The sequence below is a fragment of the Chloracidobacterium sp. genome (assembly GCA_025057975.1).
GTDB lineage: Bacteria > Acidobacteriota > Blastocatellia > Chloracidobacteriales > Chloracidobacteriaceae > Chloracidobacterium.
The window spans coordinates 131,078-146,420 of sequence record JANWUV010000003.1 but is presented as its reverse complement, the minus strand read 5'-3'; the positions used below and the strand labels follow the sequence as shown (position 1 = coordinate 146,420).

Annotated in this window: 13 protein-coding genes; 9 read left to right on the top strand and 4 right to left on the bottom strand. The window is 60.6% G+C overall.

Going from position 1 to position 15,343, the window contains the following annotated elements:
- Positions 1-67: 67 nt before the first annotated feature.
- Together NZ585_03665 and NZ585_03660 are read left to right on the top strand one after the other, a co-directional pair.
- Positions 68-733 carry a hypothetical protein gene (locus tag NZ585_03665; protein MCS7079132.1) on the top strand — a complete coding sequence of 222 codons (666 nt, stop codon included), beginning with the start codon at positions 68-70 and terminating at the stop codon, positions 731-733.
- A 110-nt stretch (positions 734-843) separates the two neighbouring features.
- Complete coding sequence (locus NZ585_03660) at positions 844-2,076, top strand: patatin-like phospholipase family protein (protein ID MCS7079131.1); 1,233 nt, start codon at positions 844-846, stop codon at positions 2,074-2,076.
- Positions 2,077-2,086: 10 nt separating this feature from the next.
- On the opposite strand, the gene NZ585_03655 is transcribed toward NZ585_03660, so the two are convergent.
- On the bottom strand, positions 2,087-3,142 hold the full coding sequence (locus NZ585_03655) for a hypothetical protein (GenBank protein ID MCS7079130.1): 1,056 nt from the start codon (positions 3,140-3,142) through the stop codon (positions 2,087-2,089).
- 96 nt (positions 3,143-3,238) lie between these two features.
- On the opposite strand from NZ585_03655, the gene NZ585_03650 reads away from it, so the two are divergent.
- Positions 3,239-3,436, top strand: coding sequence for a hypothetical protein (locus tag NZ585_03650; GenBank protein MCS7079129.1), 198 nt, complete (start codon positions 3,239-3,241; stop codon positions 3,434-3,436).
- 119 nt (positions 3,437-3,555) lie between these two features.
- On the opposite strand, the gene NZ585_03645 is transcribed toward NZ585_03650, so the two are convergent.
- Complete coding sequence (locus NZ585_03645) at positions 3,556-8,730, bottom strand: S8 family serine peptidase (protein ID MCS7079128.1); 5,175 nt, start codon at positions 8,728-8,730, stop codon at positions 3,556-3,558.
- Entirely contained in the window at positions 8,693-8,935 is a 243-nt protein-coding gene (locus tag NZ585_03640; protein ID MCS7079127.1) for a hypothetical protein, read from the bottom strand. Before NZ585_03640 ends, NZ585_03645 begins: the two co-directional genes overlap by 38 nt.
- Positions 8,936-9,017: 82 nt before the next feature.
- On the opposite strand from NZ585_03640, the gene fmt reads away from it, so the two are divergent.
- From fmt to NZ585_03620, 4 genes are read left to right on the top strand one after another with little or no spacing between them, the layout of a single operon-like run.
- Positions 9,018-10,001 carry a methionyl-tRNA formyltransferase gene (fmt, locus tag NZ585_03635; protein MCS7079126.1) on the top strand — a complete coding sequence of 328 codons (984 nt, stop codon included), beginning with the start codon at positions 9,018-9,020 and terminating at the stop codon, positions 9,999-10,001.
- Positions 9,998-10,783: a DUF309 domain-containing protein gene (locus tag NZ585_03630; GenBank protein ID MCS7079125.1), complete on the top strand. Its 786-nt coding sequence runs from the start codon at positions 9,998-10,000 to the stop codon at positions 10,781-10,783. The genes fmt and NZ585_03630 overlap by 4 nt, the downstream gene beginning before the upstream one ends.
- Positions 10,784-10,789: 6 nt before the next feature.
- Entirely contained in the window at positions 10,790-11,140 is a 351-nt protein-coding gene (locus tag NZ585_03625; GenBank protein MCS7079124.1) for a DMT family protein, read from the top strand.
- Positions 11,137-12,300, top strand: coding sequence for a hypothetical protein (locus NZ585_03620; GenBank protein ID MCS7079123.1), 1,164 nt, complete (start codon positions 11,137-11,139; stop codon positions 12,298-12,300). The genes NZ585_03625 and NZ585_03620 overlap by 4 nt, the downstream gene beginning before the upstream one ends.
- A gap of 27 nt (positions 12,301-12,327) precedes the next feature.
- On the opposite strand, the gene NZ585_03615 is transcribed toward NZ585_03620, so the two are convergent.
- On the bottom strand, positions 12,328-13,362 hold the full coding sequence (locus NZ585_03615) for an alcohol dehydrogenase catalytic domain-containing protein (protein ID MCS7079122.1): 1,035 nt from the start codon (positions 13,360-13,362) through the stop codon (positions 12,328-12,330).
- A 135-nt stretch (positions 13,363-13,497) separates the two neighbouring features.
- Here NZ585_03615 and NZ585_03610 point away from each other — a divergent pair, with 135 nt between their 5' ends.
- Both NZ585_03610 and mscL read left to right on the top strand, forming a co-directional pair.
- Positions 13,498-14,790, top strand: coding sequence for an NAD(P)/FAD-dependent oxidoreductase (locus NZ585_03610; protein ID MCS7079121.1), 1,293 nt, complete (start codon positions 13,498-13,500; stop codon positions 14,788-14,790).
- Between the two features lie 33 nt (positions 14,791-14,823).
- Complete coding sequence (mscL, locus tag NZ585_03605; protein ID MCS7079120.1) at positions 14,824-15,222, top strand: large-conductance mechanosensitive channel protein MscL; 399 nt, start codon at positions 14,824-14,826, stop codon at positions 15,220-15,222.
- Positions 15,223-15,343: the final 121 nt, after the last annotated feature.

The following is a 15,343-nucleotide window of genomic DNA, read 5'->3' as shown; positions in this document are numbered from 1 at the left end:
TATAATGACGTAGGGCGCGGCTGCTTGCCACGCATCACCTTTGCTGTGTCGTCCCTAGACGCCATCCATGCCCAAGAAAGCTTCGGCGAAAACCGCCGTCAACCTTGCGCTCAAACGCGAACTCCAAGATTTTCAGGTCAAACAGCTCAAACGCAACTTTAGTGACCTCTATAACTCAAAAGAATACGGGCCGCTATGTGAGTTCTTCGTGCAGGACATTTACGCGCCGCGCGACTTTGAAGAGCGCAACCGCAGTTTTGAGCAAATTTCAAACTATTTCCGCAACGCGCTGGGCGAACGGTTCTTTCACGGTCTGATTCGCCTGCTTGACCTCTATGAGTTGTCCGATGCGCTGGACAACTTGATGGTGGTCACGCTCGAAAAGATGGGCGTCAGGCGGAACATTTCTCAAGAGCAGTACGATGAAGCGTACTACCGGTGCAACAACTACGATGCGCGAATCGAGCAGCTTGACCTCATCGTAGAGTGCTTCCATTTCACCCATTCATTGTGCCAGTACCGCTTTATCGGCATGATTCTCAAGACGGCGCGCTTGACAGCCCATATGTTCACAATGTCACGCGACAACATTGTGGACATGCTTGAGCGGGGCTACAACGCTTTGCGGCCGGTCAAAAACATTCAGTCGCTTACGGATACGATCTACGAGCGCGAACTTAAGCGCCTAAACCGCATTTACGACTTCTACAGTCAGCGGATTGCTTTGTCTTAGCTGAAGCCGGCGCCTGGTTGGCGCTGTCCAGCGCCGCCGCCTGCTTGTGCAAAAGCTGCACGCCGGCTGAGTTTTCCCTCGCTTTCTTGGCTTGCTCGCACAGACACGCCATGCCCAACTCCAAATCACCGTTGAATCGCAGTAAGACGGCGCTCATTTTGGCGGGCGGCGGCATCACTGGCGTCGTCTATGAGATTGGGGCGCTTCATGCGCTTGACCAGTACCTTAGCGAAGCGTTCACCATCGCCGACTTCGACATGATCATCGGCTTGTCGGCAGGGGCGTTTGTCGGGTCGTTTCTTGCCAACGGCGTCACCCCGGAAGCGATGTTCGCCGCGCTACGGCAGGACCCAGATGCGCCAATTCCGCCATTCCCCAAGTGGGATGTGTTTCGCCCAAACTTTGGAGAGTTCTTTGAACGAGCGCTGATGCTTCCGCGTACCCTGACCCTGAACGCTCTGAAAAAGCTGCGGAAGGCGACGCTGGGTGGCAACCCGTATGTGAGCGTCTTTGATGAAGTTCTGCCGTCGGGCCTGTTTGTTAACGATCGGGTAGAAAGCTACCTCCGCAACAGTTTCCATCAACTCGGTCGGACGAATGACTTCCGACAACTGCGCCGAACGCTCTACGTTGTCGCCACGGAACTGGATACTGGCGACCGTGTGGTGTTCGGCGACGAGGGCCATGACCACGTGCCGATTTCCAAAGCCGTGCAGGCGTCCACCGCCATCCCGTTGTTTTACCGTCCTGTCCGCATTGGGCGGCGCGACTATGTGGATGGCGCAATGCGCAAAACGTTGCACATTGACATTGCCATCGCCAAGGGCGCAAAACTGATTGTGTGCATCAACCCGGTCGTACCGCTGCGCAACGATATTGACCGCGAGGCTGTTCCACTGTTTGAAGGCAAGGGGCGCTACTTACGTGAGAAGGGTTTCGGGTACATTGCGTGGCAAATGCTGCGCGTGCTGCTGCATTCGCGAATCGAACTAGGGCTTGAGCGGTATAAGCGGCTGCACCCGGACGTGGACATCATCATCATTGAGCCACGCATGGATGACTACCGAATGTTTTTCTACAACATCATGGACTACGAGGCGCGCATCCCAATTGCCCGGCACGGCAACGATACAGTGATGGCGCATTTGGCGGAACATTTCGACGAGTACGCGCCAATTTTTGCCCGGCATGGCGTCATGTTGGTGCGCCCGGGACGGCGTATTCCGTTGTCGGCTCCGGCGCACCGTCCGGTGCCGCCGCGTGCGCCGGCGTTCAAGTCCGACCGGGACATTTCCCGTTTGCAGGCCTCGCTGGACGCCCTTGACGCCCGTCTGACCAGTTGAAAGTTCGCAGCTATGGTATCCAGTCCGCGATGAAGATGTTGGTTTCGCCCATCGCACGTCCGTTGCGATTCGAGGCAAAAACAAGTTTCTTGCCGTCCGGCGAAAACATCGGGAAGCCATCGAAGGTTTCATGATAGGTGACGCGCTCTAACCCTGTGCCGTCCAGATTGATGAGGTAGAGATCGAAGTTGCGCCCACGTGGGTCGTCCATATTGGAGGCGAAAATCACCTTTTGGTCGTCGGGCGTGAAAAACGGCGCGAAGTTGGCCTTGCCGTTATTAGTTAGGCGGCGGATGTTCGAGCCATCCGCATCCATCACATAAATATCCAGCCGCGACGGGCGAATGAGATGTTCTTTCAACAGCGCCCGGTATTCCTCAAGTTCCTGTCCTTCGGGACGACTGGCCCGCCAGACGATTTTCTTCCCGTCATGCGAGAAAAATGCTCCACCATCGTAACCGGGCGTGTTGGTCAACTGGCGGACGTTTTTCCCGTCGGTGTCCATGACGTACAGCTCCAAATCGCCGGAGCGGTCGGAGGTGAACACAATGCGGCGGCCGTCGGGCGAGACGGTGGCCTCGGCATCGTAGCCGGGTGAATCAGTTAGTCGAATCAGTCGTTTGCCGTCCAGACTCGCTTTGAAAATGTCGTAGGTCGGATAGAGCGCCCAGACGTAACCACGCGAGAAATCGGGTCGCGGCGGGCATTCTCGCTGCGCCAGATGGGTTGAAGCGTAGATAATGTGCTGGCCGTCCCGGAGAAAGTAGGCGCAGGTCGTTCGTCCAAAGCCCGTACTGACCATTCGCTGGCGCGCGCCGGTCACGTCCATGACGTAGATTTGGTCGCAAGCGCGGCCGTCACGGGTGGACTGGAAGACAAGGCGGCGGCCGTCAAATGAAAAGTAGGCTTCGGCATTTTCGCCGCCGAAGGTAAGTTGACGCAGGTTAGCCAGATGTTTTTCGCGGGGATCGAGCTTGGGCGGCGGGTAGGCTTTAGCCGCGCCTTGCGCGTTGGGTTTGGGCTGATGGGCGATGGTGGGTAAGCCGAGCAGGAGCAGAAGAATCACAACGAGAAAGCTTGCTTGGCGTTTCATCATTGTGCCGAGTCGCGACCGCGCCGCTGGTCAGCGTTAATCGAAGCGAGGCATAAGGCGGGGATGAGTATGGCGAAAGCCATCCTGTTAGGCAAACGCCTTGGCAGGCATGTTTTGGATGGCTACGTAACAACGGCGCGCTGCACCGAGCGGCACAAGCCACACAACTTGCCGGTGAGGCTCAAGGACTTTGAACAACTTGGAGCTTCACGGACGAACCTGTGCTTTGTACACTTGGGCGGAAAGCGGACGCATCGCGCCGGATGAAGCCGCCTAGAGGCAAAGCGGCAACTTACCTTGCTGCGTTAGCACAGGCAAAAAAGCGGTCACGCCCGCGTAGAGCGTGACCGCCAAGGCTGCGCCGGACTTCACCGGCTATTGGAGGTTTAGCGTCGCCGTCCCGGCGTCGCGGCGGGAAGCGTCCGAGTCGGCGCAACCGTCGGCTCGGCGGCCTTCGCCTGCGGCGTCGCCGGTTCATAGCTGACCACACGCGCCGTTAGCTTCCCGTTCGCATCGGGAATCACGTCTATTGCCATCGTGCCGATGACTTGCCGCTCCGCATCGGCGTTTTCAGCCGATGTCGGGCCGGGGCCGACAATCGCCAACACATCCACGAGGAACCGAATCGGTTGGGTGTTCGGCGTATGGATGCGGAAGAAGACCGATCCAATCTGCCCCGGATTCAGCGTCCCAATCGGCGTGTCGCTGCCGATGGGCGGCTTACCGTTCAGCGTCGTCTGAAGTGAGCCAGCTTGTCCGCCGCTGAAGGCACACGGCCCAACGTAGTCATCCGCCGACGCCAACCGATGCGGATTCGGCGACGCTAGAATGACGTTGTTTGGATTGCTCAGGTCAGGATAGCCAAGTCCCTTCACCTGAATGGCAATGTTCGACAGCGTGTTTGTGCCCGTGTTGGTCAACTGTCCGGTCAGGATGTACCGGAAGGGATAGCCCGGACAACCCAACAACGCAGCATAACCCGACGGATACATCAGCAACTGCACCTGCGGGTTGACATTCGTCAAGCACGCCGTCGTGAAGCAGTTGGGAGTGCCTGTCTCGATGGTGATGGACCACCCGCCGTTGATGCTGCCAGAGTCCCCGCTGACAAAGTCACGGACATAGAGTTCCCATGTCCCGTTGACGCTCGCCCCAGACAAACCATTGAAGATATTCAGGTTGCTGTTGTAGGGCGGCGGCGGCAACGGCGGCTGGAAGTTCCGCGCCCCACCGTAGTCACCCGGCCGGTATGTCCCGCTCGGCGGGAAGCCCGTCGCCGGCAATGGCGACGCAGCCGTTTGGTCAAACGTGTACGTCCGGCCTGTCACACCGCCTGCTCCGCCAATCGCGTTGTTGAACAGCACGCAAATCTGACCGCCGGGACCACGCAGCAGCACGCCCACGTCACTTGGCCACGTGTGGTTGAAGTTATTGATCGTCACCGTCACCTTTGTGATCTGGGCGGTGACGCCACTGACGGTGATAGTGGATGGATAGGGTATTGCTGGGCCTGACGACGGGATTGTAATCGGCGCCGTGTTGGAGAAGGTGAATGTACCGCCCGGTATCACTGGGCAACCCGTCGACACTGTGTAGCTCGACGTGCTGGGACTCGGCCCGCCCGGCCCGAACGCCACCGACACATTGATGTTCACCGGCGTACCCGGCACGAAGTTCGGCTCCAATCGGAATGTCACCGTCCCCGTCGCAGTACCGCCCGGCGCAATCGGTCCGAGGTTCGGCGTCGTCCCGGTCAGAATGGTCACGTTCGGCGTTGTCGTCGTGATCGTCACCGTCGCCGTCGTCGCCGTCGCGCCACCGACGTTTGTTACTGTAATCGACGACTGCAGTCGCTCGCACGGCTCAAAGAAACCGTCGCCGTCGCTGTTGAGCGTTCCCGGCACTTCACTCGTCGTCTGGCTGGAGAAGATGACGTTTGGCGTCAGCACCGCGCCACAGCAGTTGAAGCCGTCCTGCACCACCAGCGTGTCAATCCGCCAGCCGACGCCTGCGACGCTTGAGTCACTCCCCATGCGGAAGCGCAAGACCACCGTGCGGGTGCCACTGCCCGGTAGGTTCACCGTCGTCGTGATGTACCCGCCGGAGTTTCCAGTCCACGCCTGCCGCCCGCCAATCGGGTTTCCGCAACATGTACTGAGGGTACCATTGTAGCCGCCAGTCACAAAGCTCCCGCCGGCCGACAAAATGTCTTGGAACGGCGCGCCATTGATGCTGATTTCCAGCACCCCGCCGTCAAACCCGTTCTCAAGATTGTAGGAGTTGCGGAAGGTCAGCTGCGCCTGACTCGTCGTCAAGGTAATCGGCGGTGTATCCAGCCGCTTGTCGCTCACCACGTTCGGGTCATCTACAAACGCACAGTTTGGCGGCGTGTCCGGCGTCACGCTCGATGTCACCCACAACGGTGCCGGCCCCGACGCATTGGCCGCCGTCCAACCCGGTGGCAGCGCCGGCGGCGTCACCGTGTCGAAATTCTGCGTCAGAACATTGTTCGGCACACCGACTTGGAAGGAGAATGCCGCCGTTCCAAGGCTGCCGCTCCCGTCCGCCAAGTTCAGCGTCATCGTCAACGTGCTGCCGCAGGTTGCGCTCACCGTGTAGGTGTACGCCCGCGTCGCACTTGCGCCGATGGCCAGCGTCCCGTAGTTCTGCGGGTTTGTTCCGCCAATCGAACCGACGCCGCCCGTCGGCGTCAGCGTCGCAATCAGGTCCCCATTCGTCGCCGCCGTCCCGTCGTTGCGCAGCGTCACGTTCACCGTCACCGTCTCGCCCGGATCAGGGCGTCCGTTCGGCGGGGAGCAACTCTCTGATACAATCACCGCGCTCACACCAGTAATCACCGGTATCGTCGCCGGTTGTCCGTTGTGCACCACCAGCGCGAAGTCTTGGTTGTTGCCCGAAATGGTCGGATCGGCTTGCCCGGCGATGTTGGTCGCCCGCACTCGGACGATGAAGTTCCCACTCACCCCGGCCGGCAAAAACACGCTTTCTACATTGTTGCGGAAATCGGCTGTGCCGCCCGGTACCGAGTTCGCGCCGCTGAACACGTTCCCACGGTAGGTATTGCCGCCCACCGTCACTTCCAAGTCCAAGTCGTTGATATAAGCGTTACCTGTCGTCGGACCCGGCGGGTCCGTCCACGCCAGCGTCACCCGAAACGGTGCCGCCGGATTCACCACCGTCCCAGTAAAGACACGTTCCTGCCCGGTCGCCGTAAACCGATCCGCCGGCACTTGGTCACGAATGATTCGCTGCACGCCGTTGAACGCCGTGCTGAGGTTCATCATCCCCATCCCTTGGCTGTTCGACCAGAGCGTGCCGCCCGCGCCGACGCCCGTCATATATCGCGTTGTGTTCATCAGGTACGCCTTTAGCATCGCTGGACTCGGCGGCGCAGATCCGGGCGGTGTCCGGTGCGCGCCAATGTACGACGGGTTGTTGATGAACTGCTGGTACACCAGCGCCGCTCCGCCGGCCACCGCCGGACAGGAGTGGCTCGTCCCGGACGAGGTTGTCCACCACCGCTGCCCCGTCGTGAACGGGAAGTAGTTGTTCGGGCTGCCGGGTGACCCGCTTCCCGGCAGCGCGCACACACCGTCCGCTCGGAAACCGGGATCAGGTATCCCGGTATTGTTCGGCGGCGTCGTCGGGTCAGAACCAGGGGCCATGTACGCCATCCCCGTTACGTGCGTCCCCGGCGCTACAATGTCGGGTTTCTGCCGCCCGTCTTGGCATGGCCCACGGCTCGAAAATGAAATCATATCGTTGGCGCTATCCGCGCCGGTGTCCGGGATGCCGCACCCGTCATTGCCGGCGGCGTTATTCCCACCGTTCGCGCTCGAATGGGAATGCACATTCTCCGCCGCGCCGACCGCGATGACGTTCTTCGCCGTCGCTGGCGCACCCACTGTTTGTGCTCCGGGGCCGCTGTTGCCAGCTGCAAACACCATCGCCAACTGCTGGTTGCCAGCAACCGACGGCTGCGCATCGCGCGTCCGCGCGTCGTAGGTCTGCGAATTGACGTTATACGCTCCAGCAGTTGCCGCGCCCCAGCTGTTGCTTGTAATCCGCGCCCCGCTGCCGTAGCTCGCATCCAGCATGTTGCTGAAGTTCGGGAACGTGAAGTTCGGGTCGAAAATCACCGAGTTCGCCATCCGCACAAACGGGGCGACGCCTAAACCGTACCGGAAGCCGTCCGGGTCACGATGAATCCGCGTCCCACCCGGATCGAACGAATCCGGCACAAAGCCGCCCACAATACTCATATTGAGCTGACCGTGGCCGCTCCGACCCTCTCCACCGTCGCTACCAACGCTTGTCCCCCACAAGCCCTTGTAAATAAACCTCGACGCGCCGGTGAAGTTACCGCTCTCACGCAAACAGAAATGCCGTGTTGGGACAGGACCGGCGTTCGAATTCAACGGAATCGTTCCGGGGTCGCCGGGGGGCGGATTTCGGTCAGCCCCATCATCCGTCACATCCACAATGAATCCAGATGCATTGAACTGCGCCTGCGTGAAGCCCCAGTTCGCTAGCAACGTGAAGTAGTTGCCGGGGTTCGGGGTGTTGCCCGTGATGTTCCCCGCGACAATCATATTCTGCCGCTCGTCGAGCTTTTTGACTTCGACGTTCGGGTGAATTGAGACCACGTCGGGACGATTCGCCACGTCCATCAGGTTGTCCGGCGACATCTTGACGATGAGGTTGACATATGGCCCCCACGCCTCTGTCTCCCCAATCTGCCGCGCGCCGATGCTGCGCAGCAGGTCAAACGTCCCTCGGTTGCCTTGCTGGTCGTTGAAAAGCTGAATCTGGTACTCCCCGTTCGTGTCAATGAACTGCTTGCTACCTGGCAGCGCCGACGGGTGAATCTTGAACAACCCGTAGTAGGGACCATCCCACTGGAGCGCCTCCGTCCGTTGCGCCAGATTGTTGAGCGCCGCGAATGCCTTTGCGTTCCCATAGACTAAGTACGCATTACTCGGCACGTAGGTCACAATCTGCACGCCCGTCGCTTCCAGCATGCGCACCCAGGCGGGCTGGATGGGCCCGGCAAACTGCACCAAGCGCATTCCGACGCCGTCCACCAAGGCTTGCTCCTGCCGTAAAGACTGCGCCGCGGCTGAAGTTGTGTTGATTTCTACAGCGTTGAGGTAAATCGAGTTGAAGTCATTGCGTTGCGTCACGCCCGGCTCATTCGCCAGTCGCGCCGCTTCCGATGCAGAAACTTCAAAGACGCGGAAACTCTCATATTCGCTAATGAGCTTAGACCCGCGCAGGCTCTCGGTTACCGGTGCATCGGATGCTACCAGCAGCTTGACGCGATTACCGGGAATGGACAGTTCGCGCAGCGTTTCCACGGTGAACTTCCCGGCCTTCCATTGCGCCCGACCGGCCGCGCGCGTCGTCGGAACGCGGAAGGTCAGCGCTACGCAGGCGACAAACACCGTCGCCGCCACCGTCAGCGGCAACAAGCGTCGCCAACCCGACCGCCGTCGCGGACGCTCATTCGGCGTTGATGATGAAGAGGAAATGTCGTTCATCAGATACACCCTCGTATGAGTTGACTCGGTCATGCCGGTGTACGGCATAACAGGTTACTGGTGTGCGACTCACCGCCCCGCTCACTGACTCCAGCGTGACGGCGGCCGCGTCATCAAAAGCTTCAGTTCCGTACAAATAGCTTGACGTACTGAAATCGGCTACGACAAACCGCTTTCCAACTGTGTGTCTTTGTTTACGCTTCATGCCCACGCTTGTCAAATACAAATCCGGCGAGAGCGCTGTTTTTGCAGCATACGGAGGCTGAACAGCCGTGCGGGTCATCTTCATGGGCACGCCTGACGTAGCCGTGCCAACGCTTCGGGCGCTGCATCGGGAAGGTCATGACATCGTCGCCGTTGTCACACAACCCGACCGCCCTGCCGGGCGCGGCCACCGCCTACAACCACCGCCGGTGAAGGTAGCCGCGCTGGAACTCGGTCTCCCGGTTTGGCAGCCGACCAAAATCAAGACGCCGGAATTTCACGCTGAGCTGGCGGCGCTTGCCGCCGATGTCGGCGTTGTCGTCGCCTACGGACGTATCCTTCCGCCGCACATCCTCGAGACTCCGCGCCATGGGTGCCTAAACGTCCACTTTTCACTGCTGCCGAAGTATCGCGGCGCAGCGCCGGTCAACTGGGCGATTGCGCATGATGAAGCCGTCACCGGCGTCACGGTGATGTACATGGACGCCGGTCTCGACACCGGCGACATTGCGCTCCAAACCGAATGCTGGATTGGACGCGACGAAACGGCTCCCGAGCTGAGCGAACGCCTGTCCTGCCTCGGAGCCGACCTCTTGTGCGAGGCGCTGCGGCGACTGGAAGCAGGGACGCTGCCCCGACGGCCGCAAGACGCCTCTCAAGCCACCTACGCCCCGCTGCTCAAACGCGAGGACGGCTGGATTGATTGGTCACGCCCAGCAGCGGTTATTGCGGCGCGGATTCGGGCTTTCCAGCCGTTTCCGGGCAGCTACACGCTGCTGGGTGACCGGCGCGTGACGCTCTGGCGGGCGTGGGTTGAAGCGGGAGCAGAGACTAATGACCGTCCGCCGGGAACGGTACTGCGCGTAGAGGCGGATCGCCTGGTGGTCGCCTGCGGAGAGGCAACCTGTCTGGCGGTTGGCGAACTGCAACTTGCAGGACGGGCGCGCGTTTCGGCGCGCGACTTCGCCAACGGGTTGCGGTTGCAGCCGGGGGCGTGTTTCATTTCGCCCGCGCCGACTGCCATGTGCGCCGACTCTGAGTTAGGTGTTGGTGACGCCCCCGGATGAGTTCAGCATTGAGTTGGGACGCTTTTTGCGCACGTTTGCGCCCAACTTTCGTTCCCCAATTTGGTTGTTCAGAGTCATTAGCATTCGCTCTGCCTACACTCGACGCCTTACACTGGCTTGACCGGCAGGCCATAAAGCTGGCGGCGCGGCTTGACCGCACCACTCGCTTGATCTTTGAGGAAACGCCCCCGGCGCATCTGCAAGCGCGACTGGAAGCGCAGTGCCTGACCCACACCGAAGCTGATCCCAAGCTGGGGCAGATTGTTCCGTACTCGCCGGGCTTTATCCTGCACTGGCTGCGCTGCAGCCTGCCAACCGTCAAACTTGTCGCTCTCTGGTGCGACTATCAGACAAGCCTTGACCGCGAATACCGAATTCCAGCCGGCGCCAGCTACGCTGAACGGTTTCCGCATCTGCGCCTTGGCTTGGTCACCGGCGCCGACTTGTTCAATTGCGGCGAGTTCTACACCGCACACGAAGACTGGGAATCCCTGTGGATGCGGCTGCCCGACGACGGCGAGAAACTGGTTGTACAAGGGTTGATTCAGCTTTGCGGCGTGCATATTCATCGGCTCAAAGGACGCGAAGAGCCAATGAAGACCATGCTTGACAAAGCGCGCGCCAATCTCTTGGCTGGCGCGGCGGCGACGCCGTGGCTGGATGTTGAGCGCCTTCTGCGTCAAACGGAAGCCATCGTTTGTGCGCCGTTGGAAGCCCACATTCAACCGCCGGAAATTCCGCTCGTCAATGAACATCCCGACGTACCGCGCAAGCATCGGTGACGACTTATGCGGACAATCCTGCTTCTTGTCGCCAGCAACCTCTTCATGACCATTGCTTGGTATGGTCACCTGCGCCATCGCGGCGTCGCCCTCTGGAAGGTCATCCTGATGAGTTGGGGGATTGCGCTGTTTGAGTACTGCCTGCAAGTACCGGCGAACCGCTGGGGCTATGGGCAGTTCACCGCGTTTCAGCTCAAGATTTTACAGGAGATCATCACGCTGTTGGTCTTCGTCGTGTTTGCGGTGGTGTACCTGCACGAGCCGGTGCGCTGGAACTACGCTGTGGCGTTCTTGTTGATTCTGGCGGCGGTGTATTTCGCTTTTCTACCGACGGCGGCGACGCCAGCGAAGCCATGACGCGCGCCGCCATGACGCGCGCCGTCCGCCGCCGTGACGGCCTCCGGCTGTTTAGCCTTGTCGTGGCGCTCGGTTTGGGGTTGTTCAGCCTGCGGGCGGAGCCGGTCATTCCGCGGAACGGCGTTCGGTGGCACTATGAACGGGCGTTGGTGTTTGACGCGCAAGATCAAATTGGCCGCGCCTTGGCGGCGCTCCACCGCGCGTTGGACGCCGCCGAGGAGCGCCGCCGTGAGTTGCAGCGCATCGTTAAGGCAACACTCCCGGCTGACAAGCGGGCGGCGCTCGAAGCGCTTGAACGCACGGCGTACGACCGTCGTCTGGTTGGTTCAGCCGACCAACGGCAAGCGCAGCAGGTGTTGGCCGCCGAGTGGGAGCGACTGGCGGCGGAACGGTTGGCGTCGTCCGACCTCGCCGAGTGGCATGCCCTGCTGCTGCGGACAGCTGAATGCCGGTATTTGATGGCGCAACTGTACTGGCGCAACGACCGCGCGGCGGACGCCATTCTTGTTCTAACGCAGGTTGTGGACGCTCCCGGCCTGCCTGATTATGTTCCGGCGCGGCTGCTTTTGGCGCGGGCGTATAACCGTCTCGGCGCGTGGGAGCGCGCTTTGCCGCATCTGGAGCGTCTGGCTGAAGCCATCGGCCTAAGCGACCCAGAGGCCCGGCAGGCGCTGAAGTTGCTCAAGACTGCCCGTACCCAGCGGACGCCTCCGCCCAACCACGCCAAGGCGCGGGAGGCGTTGCAAACGCTGACGACGGCGGTTGAGAATGCTTGCCTTGCCAAGCCGACGACGTACCGCGACCTTACGCTGGGACGTGGACTCAAGGACCCGGTCGCCTACCTTGAGTTGGCGCACTTGTTTGCGGAAGACGAGGAACAACGCGACGAAGTCCGTGCCGTCCTACTGGAAGGCATTCGCGTCCGCAATGATTTCTTTCCGGTAGCGTGGCTGGCGTTGGGAGACGAAGCCGAGACCCGCGCCGCCGAACTGGAAGCGGCGGGCAAACGGTCGGAGGCGGTGCAGGCTTATCGGTTCGCCGCCGAAGCATTTGAGACAGCCTTCCGGCAGCTCGAACAACTTGATTTTCAGCCGGAACGCGACTTCGACCCGGCGCGGCTGACGGCGCTCCGGCGCAAGATTGCAGCCCTCTGCGAGTGATGGTTTCACCAATGACCGGCCCGCAGGCTACGGGAATACGATCTGCGCTTTGAGAACATCCTGCGCCTCGGCCATTTTCCGAAAACCGACGCCGGTTTCCTCCAGCGTGTAGCGGTGCGTGACCAGCTTTTCGGCCGTGATGACGCCGTCTTCAATGGCTTTGAGCGCGGCGCGAGTGTCGTCGGGGCCGCACGAGTAACTCATCACCAAGTCAATTTCGTTGAAATACAAGTGGAACGGCTCGATGGTCAGCATCTCGCCCGGCGACGACCCCATAAAGAACACTACCGTCGCGCCTTTACCGGCGCAGCGGATGCCGAGTTCCATCGCACGGACACTGCTTGGTCCGACAATCACCACATCGGCGAGCGCGCCGCCGGTCAGTTCGCTGAGTCGCTCGACCGGGTCCTCACGGGAGGGATTGATCACGGCGTCCGCGCCAAACGCCAGCGCCTTGGCGCAGCGCCACTCGACCAAATCCGCCCCGATGACGCGCTCAACGCCGGCCGCCTTCGCCAGCAGCACGTTCATCTGCCCCATCACGCCCAAGCCGATGATGAGCACCGTATCACGCGGGTGCAGCCGCGCTTTGCGAATGGCTTTGACCGAACAGGCCGCCGGTTCGACCAGCGCCCCATCCTCGAACGACATTCCATCCGGCAGGCGGAGCGTATCACGCAGGTTGACTTCTGGGACGAGAAAGTATTCCGCCACAGCGCCCGGCACAAGACGCGACGCCTTCCACGTCGCGCACTGAACGTACTCACCTTTGGCGCACATTTTGCAGGTAAAGCAGGGGGCGTGATGGTGGGCAAAAACCGGGTCGCCGACGCGGAACTCTGTCACCTCGGCGCCGACTTCAGCGACGACGCCGGCTGGTTCGTGGCCTAACACCTGACCGGCTTTGCGTTTGATGTACCACGGCGTCACGTCGCCAGAGCAGATGCCGCTGGCTTTGACCTGCACCAGCAGTTCGCGCGGACCCACCTTTGGGCGTGGCATCTGCTCAATCCGAATGTCGTCGAAATCATAGACGCGCGCGACCTTCATCAGGGTGTCCATGGCGACAATCCGCCCTATGCTCTTGAAATCACTCATTCGAATGTGGCGAAGTAGGCGGTTGGGCGTCAAGCGGCGTCGCCACAGCCGCTAAAGGACGCGCAACCTGACGGCCCCCGGAGATGATCGCCATTTGAGATGACGACCTCCACCAGCCGACGGAAACGCATCGTTGTCATCGGGGCCGGATTTGGCGGCGTTTCTTTTTGCCAAAACTTTCCTGAAGGTCTCGCCGACATCACCCTTGTTGACCGCAACAACTACCACTTGTTTCAGCCGCTACTTTACCAAGTCGCCACGGCCGACCTGTCGCCGTCCGACATTGCCGAGCCGATTCGAACAATTTTCGACCGGCGACGCGACGTGACGGTGCTAATGGATGAAGTCACCGACATTGACTTACACACCCGGCGAGTGATGATGCGGCGGCGCACGTTGGACTACGACTACCTTATTCTGGCGGTCGGCGCGCGTACCAGTTATTTCGGTCACGACGAGTGGGCGCGCTATGCAGGTGGGCTGAAAGGGATTGACGACGCCCTCAACATTCGTAACCGCGTTCTGACAGCCTTTGAGGAGGCGGAAAACTGTACCGACCCGGAGCAGGTCCGGCGGTTGACGACCTTTGTCGTAGTCGGCGGCGGCCCAACTGGTGTGGAGTTGGCTGGGGCGTTGGGCGAACTGACCCGGCGCGTGCTCAAGCGTGACTTCAAGCGGATCGATACGTCACGGGCGCGCGTTTATCTCATTCAGGGCGCGCCGCGCTTGTTGCCGCTCTACCATGCGACGCTTTCGGAATACGCGCGCCAGAAACTCGTCCAACTTGGCGTGGACGTACGGGTCTCAGCGCGCGTCACACGGGTTGGGCCGCAGCAGGTTGAATTAGCGGATGGGAAAATCATCGAGGCGGCCAACATCATCTGGTGCGCCGGCGTGGAAGGCCATCCGCTGGTACGAAAGCTTGGCGTACCGCTTGACCGCGCCGGACGGCTCAGGGTGCAGCCCGATCTTCGTCTCCCGGAGCACCCAGAAGTGTTTGCAATTGGGGACATCGCCGCCTTGACGGACGCTGCAGGACGCGAGGTGCCGGGTGTGGCACCGGCAGCGCTTCAGATGGGGAAGTATGCCGCGCGGGCGCTGGCGGCGGAACTTTGCGGACGCCCGTCGCCGCCGCCGTTTGTTTATTTTGACAAGGGCAGCATGGCGACCATTGGACGCGCGGCGGCGGTGCTGGAAATTGGCAAGCTCCGAATGACCGGCTTTCTCGCTTGGCTTGGCTGGCTTGTCGTCCACTTGGCCATGCTGGTCGGCTTCAACAACAAGGTAAGCGTGCTCACCGAGTGGATTTTCCGGTACATTACGTACCGGCAGGGCGCACGCATCATTACAACACCGCGGACGGACGAACTCCTCCACGATGTTGCATCCTGACCGGCGTGCGGCCGAAGGGGGCGTTTTCTGAACATGGGCGTCTTTCAAGAGTTCAAGGAGTTTATTTCGCGCGGCAACGTCATAGATTTGGCTGTCGGCGTCGTCATCGGCGGTGCGTTCAACAAAATTGTGTCGTCGTTTGTTGAGGACATCATAATGCCGCCGGTCGGCCTCTTGACCAGCGGCGTCAACTTCGCTGAGGCGCAGTTGGTGCTCCGAGCAGCGGAAAAGGCTGGTGAGCCGGTCGTCGCCATTAGGTACGGGAACTTCATTCAGGTGGTCATTCAGTTTTTCATTGTGGCTACGGCAATTTTCTCGGTTGTGAAAACTGTCAACCGCCTGCGCCGTCCCGTCCCAGCCGCCCCGCTGCCAGAACCAACCACCGAAGAAAAACTTCTGACGGAAATCCGTGACCTGCTCAAGTCGCGCTAAGATGGCTTGTCAGCTAGGCTAGCTTGCCGTGCGCTTTGGTTGGGATGTTCCTGTGAAGCAGGCGATGCGCCAAGCTAGGTGTCATGGCCGTGTTGTCCTCAGCGGCAACTGCACCTTACCC

What these genes read in the sequence shown, in the direction of transcription:
- NZ585_03665 (MCS7079132.1), top strand. Translation starts at nt 68, where the DNA reads ATGCCCAAGAAAGCTTCGGCGAAAACCGCCGTCAACCTTGCGCTCAAA.
- NZ585_03660 (MCS7079131.1), top strand. Translation starts at nt 844, where the DNA reads ATGCCCAACTCCAAATCACCGTTGAATCGCAGTAAGACGGCGCTCATT.
- NZ585_03625 (MCS7079124.1), top strand. Translation starts at nt 10,790, where the DNA reads ATGCGGACAATCCTGCTTCTTGTCGCCAGCAACCTCTTCATGACCATT.
- NZ585_03650 (MCS7079129.1), top strand. Translation starts at nt 3,239, where the DNA reads ATGGCGAAAGCCATCCTGTTAGGCAAACGCCTTGGCAGGCATGTTTTG.
- NZ585_03620 (MCS7079123.1), top strand. Translation starts at nt 11,137, where the DNA reads ATGACGCGCGCCGCCATGACGCGCGCCGTCCGCCGCCGTGACGGCCTC.
- fmt (MCS7079126.1), top strand. Translation starts at nt 9,018, where the DNA reads ATGGGCACGCCTGACGTAGCCGTGCCAACGCTTCGGGCGCTGCATCGG.
- NZ585_03610 (MCS7079121.1), top strand. Translation starts at nt 13,498, where the DNA reads ATGACGACCTCCACCAGCCGACGGAAACGCATCGTTGTCATCGGGGCC.
- NZ585_03630 (MCS7079125.1), top strand. Translation starts at nt 9,998, where the DNA reads ATGAGTTCAGCATTGAGTTGGGACGCTTTTTGCGCACGTTTGCGCCCA.
- NZ585_03640 (MCS7079127.1), bottom strand. Translation starts at nt 8,935, where the DNA reads ATGAAGCGTAAACAAAGACACACAGTTGGAAAGCGGTTTGTCGTAGCC.
- mscL (MCS7079120.1), top strand. Translation starts at nt 14,824, where the DNA reads ATGGGCGTCTTTCAAGAGTTCAAGGAGTTTATTTCGCGCGGCAACGTC.
- NZ585_03645 (MCS7079128.1), bottom strand. Translation starts at nt 8,730, where the DNA reads ATGAACGACATTTCCTCTTCATCATCAACGCCGAATGAGCGTCCGCGA.
- NZ585_03615 (MCS7079122.1), bottom strand. Translation starts at nt 13,362, where the DNA reads ATGGACACCCTGATGAAGGTCGCGCGCGTCTATGATTTCGACGACATT.